The organism is Campylobacter sp., assembly GCF_017646085.1.
Lineage (GTDB): Bacteria > Campylobacterota > Campylobacteria > Campylobacterales > Campylobacteraceae > Campylobacter.
The window spans coordinates 1-8,912 of the sequence record NZ_JAGCNF010000054.1; the positions used below are offsets into that span (position 1 = coordinate 1).

Sequence of the window (8,912 nt, forward strand, 5' to 3'; positions counted from 1 at the left end):
TTTATTGTTAAAACCATTTGCTAAAGGATTTTTTAGTTCATATTTTAAGCCAAAATTTGATTATCCAGTGGATGATAGATTTTTTAAAATTGCTAGAATTAGGCAAGATTTTAAAGTAATTTTGTTTTTAGGTGGTTCACAAGGAGCTAATTTTATTAATACTTTAGCATTAAATTTAGCTCCAAATTTAGCCCAAAATGGTATAAAAATTATTCATCAATGTGGCCAAAAAGAATACGATGCAATGATACGTAAATATCAAGAACTAAATATAGAGGCTGAAGTCTTTGCTTTTAGTAAAGATATTGAACATTATATGAATAGAGCCGATTTTTGTATTAGTAGGGCTGGGGCTAGTACGATTTGGGAGTTGTGTGCGGCTGGGTTACCTACGATTTTTATTCCATTTCCGTATGCGGCAAATAATCATCAATTTTATAATGCAAAATTTTTGTGTGATCAAGGCGCTGGAATGATTGTAAGTCAAGATGAGTTAAATTTAGATAGTGTAAAAGAGATGATTTATAGTGCGAATTTAAAAGAAATCTCTCAAAAACTATTAAATTTAATAGATAAAAATGGCTCAAAAATTATAATTAATGAGATTTTGAAAAATTGTAAAAAATAGTGATTTTATGGCTATTTACTTAGAAGTTTTAAATTTATATCAAAAAATTGTGTAAAATGGCTTAATTTTTGTGTAAAAATGGGCTAAACCCTTGAATTTAGCGGTAAAATAGTGTAGAATTAGAATGTAAATTTCCACATAAGGATTAACAATGACAAAAGCAGAATTTGTAGGCCTAGTAGCTGCTAAAGCCAGCTTAACTAAAAAAGATGCAGAAGCTGCACTTGATGGTGTGCTTGAGACAATCAGCGAAGTGCTAACAAAAGGCGATAGCGTAACCTTTGTTGGTTTTGGTACTTTTAGTATATCAGAAAGAGCTGCTAGAACAGCTAAAGTTCCAAGTACTGGTAAAGAAGTTAAAGTTCCAGCTAAAAAAGTTGTTAAATTTAAAGTTGGTAAAAATTTAAAAGATGCAGTTGCTGAGTGCAAAACTTGTAAGAAAAAATAATCTTCTCCCTCTTCGCTTGAAGAGGGCTTTATTTATATTATATTCCATCGTAAAAATTTATAAATTAAAATCAAAATTCAACCAAATTTAGCTAAAATATATCTATGAGAGTAGATAAATTTTTAAATACAGTTAATATTACTAAGCGTAGAGCCATTAGCGAAGATATGTGCAAAAGTGGCGTTGTGAGTATCAATGGTATTGTAGCAAAACCTAGCAGAGATGTTAAAATCGGTGATAAGATTACGATTAAATTTATTGCTAAAGAGGTGAGCTATGAGGTTTTAGCTATTCCAGCAACTAAATCAATTCCAAAAAGCGAGCAAAATAGCTATGTTAAAGAGATTTAAGTTAGGCTTAAATGAGCTAGATACTCTTATAAATGAGTTGCCAAATAGTGGAATTATTGCCCTTAGAGGTAATCTAGCTAGTGGCAAAACAACGCTTAGTAAAGCTATCATAAATAAGAATAATCCAGCTATTGTAACCTCTCCAACTTTTAGTATAATGCAAGATTATGGTCAAATTTACCATTATGATATTTATCAGGGCGGATTTGAGGCTATTAAAAGAAATGGTCTGTATGAGAATTTATATGAAGATGGTTTACATATTGTTGAATGGGCCGATGATGAGCTGCTTAAATTTGCTGACAAAAATGGGTTAGATATCTGTATTGTAGATATTATAGTTAGTGGCAATGAGAGAGTTTATGAGGTAAGCTATGCATAGATTAGAAGTCTTAAATTTAAAGAAAAATATTAAAAAAACAAATATTATAAACGGTGTTTCGTTAGAGATTAAAAGTGGTGAAGTCGTAGGGCTTTTAGGGCCAAATGGTGCTGGTAAAACTACGACATTTTATATGATTTGCGGATTAATTTTGCCTAGTAGCGGACAGATTATGCTAGATGGTAAAGATATAACGTCTAATCCATTACATAAAAGAGCTATGCAAGGTATTGGCTATTTACCTCAAGAAAGTAGTATTTTTAAGGATTTAACAGTTGAAGAAAATCTAACTTTAGCAGCACAAATAGTATATAAAGATAGCAAAAGCATCGATGTAAAGGTTGAAGAGATGTTAAATTTGCTAAATATAGAGCCGATTCGTTCTAGAAAAGGGCTTAGTCTAAGTGGCGGTGAGAGGCGAAGATGTGAAATTGCTAGAAGTTTGATGATTATGCCTAAATTTTTACTACTTGATGAACCTTTTGCTGGGGTTGATCCAATTGCAGTAGCTGATATTCAAAGCATTATAAATGATTTAAAAAAGCTAAATATTGGAATCTTAATCACTGATCATAATGTGCGTGAAACTTTAGCAATCTGCGATAGGGCTTATGTGATAAAAAGTGGAACGCTACTAGCTAGTGGAAGCGCAAACGAGGTGGCAAATAATCAGCTTGTTAGAACCCATTATTTGGGTGAAGAGTTTAGATTGTTAGACTAATGAAACTCTCTCAAAAGCTCACTGCAAAAACTAAATTAAATCAGACTCTACGTAGCTGGTTGCCAATTTTACAGGTTGCTAGTGATGAGTTAAAGGAGACTTTAGAACCATTTATTGAGAAAAATCCATTTGTACAGCTTGAGCCAAATCCAAAAAGTAGATCATTAAATTTCTACAGCGATATCTACAAAACAAGTATTAGCGATACTATAGAATCTAGTATTATTTATAAAGAGAGCTTGTATGAAAAGCTAAGTTCGCAAATTGATGATAAATTATTTCCATCTAAGCGCTCTAAAGATATAGCAAATTTGATAATTGAATGCATAAATTGTGAAGGTTATTTTGAGTGGGATGATGGAATTTTTATAGGATTTAGTAAAGATGAAGTTGAGCGAATTCGTGCTAGATTTGCCTATTTAGAGCCTGTTGGGGTAGGGGCCGTAGATTATAAAGAGAGCTTTATATTTCAACTTGATGAGCTTTGCGATAATGATGAGATTTATGAGCTTTGTGTTGAAATTATTCAAAATTTTGAAAATATAAGTAAATTTACAAAGTGTAAAAATTATGATACTGCTATGGCTTTAATACGCAAATTTAAAAATCCTCCAGCAATTGAGTATATGGATGATGAAATGCTAGTCATTCCTGATATTTTTGTTTATGATAGCGATGATGGTATAGAAATAGCAATCAATGATGAGTTTTATCCAAATATTCATATTGATACTGAAGGAATAGATGAAAAAAGTGAATTTGTTGCTGGAAAAATAAAAGAGGCAAGGGATTTAATCGATGCTTTAGAGATGAGAAAATCAACACTTCATAAAATCGGTTTAATGATAATTGAATATCAATACGACTATTTTTTTGGTGGAGATATAAAGCCAATGAAACTAAAAGATATCGCAGAAGATTTAGGTAGAAATCCATCAACTATTAGTAGGGCTATTCAAAATAAATATCTAAGCTCAAAGCGTGGGATTGTTCCGCTTAAGAATTTTTTTGCTGCTGCTGCTTCCCAAGAGGTTTCAAATGCCGCCATTAAAGAATTCTTATTAAATTTAATAAAAAATGAAAATCGTATTAAGCCATTAAGTGATGAAGCGATTCTTGCTATGATTGAGAGTGAATTTAAAATTAAGTTAGTTCGCAGAACTATTACTAAATATCGCAAAGCTTTAAATATTGCTAGCTCGAGTGAGCGTAAAAAGCTTTATGCGATTCAGGGATGAAAATATAGATTAAAACAATAAAATTAAAAAAGGAAAAATATGCAAATTGATATAAATTTAGATAAAAATAGTTATAAAGTATATATAGATGAACTATCTACACTTAAGTTTAAAGGTAAAGTTGCAGTTATTACTAATTCAAAAGTTGGTGGATTATATTTAGCTGAAGTTTTATCACTGATTGAAGCTGATGAAAAATATACCATTACTATTCCAGACGGGGAGGAGTATAAAAATTTAGCCACGATTGAAAATATCTTAGAACAGCTTTTTGTTAGCCGATTAGATCGTTCTAGTACTATTATCGCACTTGGCGGTGGAGTGGTTAGTGATATGAGCGGATTTGTAGCAAGCATTTATGAAAGAGGGATTGATTTTATTACTATTCCTACAACGCTTTTAGCTCAAGTTGATGCGAGCGTTGGCGGTAAAACCGGCGTAAATAACAAATTTGGTAAAAATTTAATTGGTAGCTTTTATCAACCTAGAGCAGTATATTGCGAGAGTAGATTTTTAAAAACTCTACCTAGACGTGAATTTGCCGCCGGAATTGCTGAGGCAATTAAAATGGCTATTATGTTTGATGAGAAGTTTTTTGAATTTTTTGAGAGATGCGATGTGCAAAACTCAGATGATTTAACTAAGATTATTCAAAGATGTGTGGAATTAAAGGCAATGGTTGTAGGTCAAGATGAACGTGAAAAGGGTCTTCGAGCAGTTTTAAATTATGGTCATACATTTGCACATGTAATAGAAAATGAGCTAAATTATAAAGGGCTTTTGCATGGCGAGGCAGTGGCCATAGGAATAAATATGGCAAATAGATTAGCGGTAAATTTAGGCTTATTAAGTGTTAGTGAGGCTGATAGAATTGAGGATTTATTAACTAAATTTAATTTGCCAACAAAATATAAAATAAAAGATGAAAATGCATTTTATGAGTCATTTAGCCTAGATAAAAAAAGTGAAAATAGCGTGATTAAATTTATCCTACCAGATGGAATTGGTAAAAATATCATAAAAAGTGATATTAAAAAAGAACAAGTAATTGAAGTTTTAAGGCTATTTAAATGAGTAAAATTCTTTGGATTTTGATATTTTTTGCTAGCGTATTAGCTGGCAATCAATCTCAAATTCTAACCATAAATGATAATATAAATAGGCTTGATGCAACTCTAAAAGGTAATATTTGGCTGATAAAATATGCCAATTATAATACTTACCAAAATCTACTTTTAGAGTTAGAGCAGGTACAAAATCAATTAAAAAATGGCAAATTTGAACAAAATAAAGATGAATTAAATAGCAGAGTTTCAAGCTTAAAAGAGCAGATTGAGTTATTAAAAGAGTATGAGCGCTCACCATTTCAAAGTATGCTAGCTGTGCCAGAGATTGAAGAAGAGTATAAAATCACAAATCCAATTGCAATAATTGGAGGATTTTCATATCTTAAGAGATTAAAAGGACAAAAAAGTGAGTATTATAGTCGCTTAGCTCAGCTTGAAGTAGCTGTAGATATTCTTAGCAAGAAGCAAAATTTGCTTCAAGAGCTATATGATTTAAATAAAACAGCAGCAAATTATGCAAATTTAGTTGAGATTAATAGAACTTTGAATGAATTTAATATCGCCAAAGAGATTGCCGCAACGACATTTGGAGTATATCAAACTAGACTTGATGAGGCTATTAGCCGCTCAACTGATAGTCTTACATCTCAAATTAAAGAGACATTAACTATATTTTTTACTATTATTATTGTGATTTTGATTGGATTTTTACTTAAATTTACAGCCAAAAAATATGTAATTGATAATCAAAAATTCTACACTATAAATAAATTTATAAATGTTATTAATTTTACAATCATAATTTTTATCTTGCTTTTTGCATATATAGAAAATGTTAGCTATATGGTTACGATTCTTGGTTTTGCCTCTGCTGGTTTAGCAATTGCTATGAAAGATATGTTTATGAGTTTACTTGGGTGGAGTGTGATTATATTTGGAGGAACATTCCATGTAGGTGATAGAATTCGTGTAAGATATCAAAATGGAGATTATGTAGGTGATATTATAGATATTAGCTTACTTAGAATGACAATTTATGAAGACATTACGCTAACGACATATAAAGTAAATCGCAGAAGCGGCAGGATTATATTTATACCAAATAACTATATATTTACAGAGTTAATAGCTAATTATACTCATAGCGGTATGAAAACTGTATGGGATGGAATAGATATAATGCTAAGCTTTGATAGTAATCATAAAAAAGCTATGCATATTATTAAAAATATTGCAAGAAAGTATTCAAAAGGCTATACTGATATTGCTAAGCAGCAGATGAACAAACTGCGTGATCAGTATAATATAAAAAATACAAATGTTGAACCTAGGATATTTAGCTTTTTTGAACCATATGGTATAAATATAAGTGTTTGGTATATGAATAACTCATATGGTACACTTGCGCTACGAAGTACCATTAGTGCAGAAATTATTGAGGCGCTAAATGCTGAGAGTGATATAAAAATTGCATATCCAAAGCAGACATTATTTATAAGTAGGCATTTAGATACAATTCAGACACAACAATTAGATATAGATAAGGAAAATTTAGATTGAAAGTATATTTTAAAACATTTGGATGTAGGACAAATATCTACGATACTGAGCTTTTAAAAAGTTATGTTAAAAACTATGAGATAACTAATGATGAGGGTGTAGCTGATATTATAGTGGTAAACTCTTGCACAGTTACAAATGGCGCAGATAGTGGAGTAAGAAACTATATAAATAGTATGCGCAATAGTGGCAAAAAAGTGATATTAACTGGTTGTGGAGCAGTTAGCAAAGGTGATGAATTATTTAAAAGTTCAGCTATTTTTGGAGTTCTTGGTGCTAGCAATAAGAGTAAAATTGATGAAATGCTAGGTAAGAGTGAGCCATTTTATGAGCTAGGAGATCTAAATTTCATCGATAAAAATATAGTAAGCAACTATGAAAATCATACCAAAGCATTTATCAAGATTCAAGAGGGTTGTGATTTTGCTTGTAGTTATTGCATAATCCCAAGTGTAAGGGGTTTTAGTAGAAGCATAGATGAGGATATAATATTAAAAGAAGCAAAAACTCTAGCTAGTAACGGGTATAGTGAGATTGTATTAACTGGTACAAATATTGGTAGCTATGGCAAAGGTGTTGGAACTAGTCTTGGCAGACTAGTAGCGCATTTGGGTAAAATTAATGGAATTAAGCGAATTCGTCTTGGAAGTATTGAACCAAGTCAGATTGATGAGAGTTTTAGGGAAATTTTACATGAGCCATGGCTAGAGAAGCATCTACATATAGCGCTTCAGCATACTAGCCAACAGATGCTTACTATAATGAATAGAAGAAATAGAGCTTTAAGGGATTTAGATCTATTTTGCGAGCTAAGCTCAATGGGGTTTGCGCTTGGGACTGATTTTATCGTAGGGCATCCAGGTGAAACGCCGCAAATATGGAATGAAGCTATAGAGAATTTTAATAAATTTCCATTAACGCATATTCATGCCTTTATCTTTAGCCCACGAAATGGCACAAAATCAGCCACAATACCTATGGATGTTGATTCTCAAATTGCTAAAGAGCGGCTAAAAACGCTTCAAAATATCGTAGCGCAAAATAATCTAAAATTTAGACAAAACAATGCCGATAGACCGCTAGATGTGTTAGTAGAGAAGCAATCAAATGGAGATATCTATGAGGGTTGGGATCAATATTATAATAAAATCAAAATTAAAAGTTCTAAAAATATAGCAAAAGAGTGGGTATATATAACAGATTATGAAATTATGCAGGAATCTAATTATGCTCAAATTTAGCCAAATAAAGCTACCTAAATTTAATAAAAAATCAGCCATAATCGCAGCTAGCATTGTTTTAGTATTGCTATTTGTAATTGCTATTTTTCGCTCGATGCCTAGTAAAATTACTCTATTGGAGTATGATAATTTTTTGCAAGCTGGAGCTATTCAAAATGCTATAATAGATGGCGATAGTGTGATAATTAAAGCATTAAATAGAAGTTATATAATTCCAAAAGAGATGATAAGCTTAAGCGAGTTAGGTCAAAGGGTCGCAGTAGAGAGCAGTGGTGATGGGGGATTGATTTGGGTAGTTTTGATTTTAATGCTTTTAGCTGTAGTGGTATTTGCGGTTATTAAATTTGCACCATTTATTAAGGCGGCAAAAAAACCACAAGAAAAAAATGAGCCAGCTAGTTTACTTGAGAGCATATCTAATCAGATAACTCCAGTAGTCTCAGATATCTCATTTAACGATGTTGCAGGGATTAAAGATGTAAAAAGTGAGCTAATTGAGATAGTAGATTTTTTAAAAAATCCAACTAAATATTCAAATTTAGGCATTAAAATGCCAAAAGGCGTGCTAATGGTAGGCCCTCCAGGTGTTGGTAAAACACTAATAGCCAAAGCAGTAGCTGGAGAGGCAAATGTGCCATTTTTTTACCAAAGTGGAGCAAATTTTGTTCAAATTTATGCTGGTATGGGGGCAAAGCGTGTCAGAGAGCTTTTTAGTATGGCTAAAACATACGCACCAAGTATAATCTTTATCGATGAGATTGATGCAGTAGGCAAAGCTCGTGGCGGCAATAGAAGCGATGAGAGAGAGGCTACACTAAATCAGCTCTTAACTGAAATGGATGGGTTTTTAAGCAGTAGCGGTGTAGTTGTAATAGCAGCAACTAATAAGATTGAGATGATGGATGAAGCTTTATTGCGTAGTGGAAGATTTGATAGGCGTATATTTGTAGGAATGCCTGATATTAGTGATAGAAATGATATACTTAGTATATATTTGCAAGGCAAAAGACACTCAGTAGATATAGGTTTTGTAGCTAGGAGTACAACTGGATTTAGCGGAGCAGCACTTGCAACACTAGTAAATGAAGCAGCCATAAACGCATTAAGAAATGGCAGAGAGATTATAAATAATGATGACTTCAAGGCGGTAGAAAATAGGGTAATTGATGGTAAAAAACAAAGAACGTTTAAAAAGGGCAATAGTGGTGTTGCTAGATTTAGTTTTAGGAGCAAAACTTTATGTGCTTTACTTTCGATTAACCCAGCAGATTACCAAA

Annotated in this window: 10 protein-coding genes; all 10 read left to right on the plus strand. The window is 32.0% G+C overall.

Annotation, left to right across the window (positions count from 1 at the left end; translation table 11 throughout):
• Positions 1 to 628 (plus strand): glycosyltransferase (locus tag J6V67_RS02660; RefSeq protein WP_291858133.1); only part of this gene is annotated, 628 nt, incomplete at its 5' end.
• A 151-nt stretch (positions 629 to 779) separates the two neighbouring features.
• Positions 780 to 1,076, plus strand: a complete 297-nt coding sequence (locus J6V67_RS02665; protein ID WP_291858136.1) for an HU family DNA-binding protein — start codon at positions 780 to 782, stop codon at positions 1,074 to 1,076.
• Between the two features lie 104 nt (positions 1,077 to 1,180).
• Positions 1,181 to 1,426 (plus strand): RNA-binding S4 domain-containing protein, encoded by a 246-nt coding sequence (locus J6V67_RS02670; protein ID WP_291858139.1) that lies wholly within the window; start codon positions 1,181 to 1,183, stop codon positions 1,424 to 1,426.
• A complete protein-coding gene (gene tsaE / locus J6V67_RS02675) occupies positions 1,410 to 1,808 on the plus strand; it encodes a tRNA (adenosine(37)-N6)-threonylcarbamoyltransferase complex ATPase subunit type 1 TsaE (RefSeq protein ID WP_291858142.1) in 399 nt (132 codons plus the stop codon). The genes J6V67_RS02670 and tsaE overlap by 17 nt, the downstream gene beginning before the upstream one ends.
• Positions 1,801 to 2,529 carry an LPS export ABC transporter ATP-binding protein gene (gene lptB, locus J6V67_RS02680; protein WP_291858145.1) on the plus strand — a complete coding sequence of 243 codons (729 nt, stop codon included), beginning with the start codon at positions 1,801 to 1,803 and terminating at the stop codon, positions 2,527 to 2,529. Before tsaE ends, lptB begins: the two co-directional genes overlap by 8 nt.
• Positions 2,529 to 3,767 carry an RNA polymerase factor sigma-54 gene (locus tag J6V67_RS02685; protein ID WP_291858148.1) on the plus strand — a complete coding sequence of 413 codons (1,239 nt, stop codon included), beginning with the start codon at positions 2,529 to 2,531 and terminating at the stop codon, positions 3,765 to 3,767. Before lptB ends, J6V67_RS02685 begins: the two co-directional genes overlap by 1 nt.
• 39 nt (positions 3,768 to 3,806) lie before the next feature.
• Complete coding sequence (gene aroB / locus J6V67_RS02690; protein WP_291858151.1) at positions 3,807 to 4,841, plus strand: 3-dehydroquinate synthase; 1,035 nt, start codon at positions 3,807 to 3,809, stop codon at positions 4,839 to 4,841.
• The gene (locus tag J6V67_RS02695) at positions 4,838 to 6,394 is read left to right on the plus strand and encodes a mechanosensitive ion channel domain-containing protein (protein WP_291858153.1); all 1,557 of its coding nucleotides are present in this window, start codon (positions 4,838 to 4,840) and stop codon (positions 6,392 to 6,394) included. Before aroB ends, J6V67_RS02695 begins: the two co-directional genes overlap by 4 nt.
• Positions 6,391 to 7,635, plus strand: coding sequence for a tRNA (N(6)-L-threonylcarbamoyladenosine(37)-C(2))-methylthiotransferase MtaB (gene mtaB, locus J6V67_RS02700; RefSeq protein WP_291858156.1), 1,245 nt, complete (start codon positions 6,391 to 6,393; stop codon positions 7,633 to 7,635). The genes J6V67_RS02695 and mtaB overlap by 4 nt, the downstream gene beginning before the upstream one ends.
• Positions 7,622 to 8,912, plus strand: a 1,291-nt coding sequence (locus J6V67_RS02705) for an AAA family ATPase (RefSeq protein WP_291858159.1), incomplete at its 3' end; no start/stop codon positions are given. The genes mtaB and J6V67_RS02705, both read left to right, overlap by 14 nt.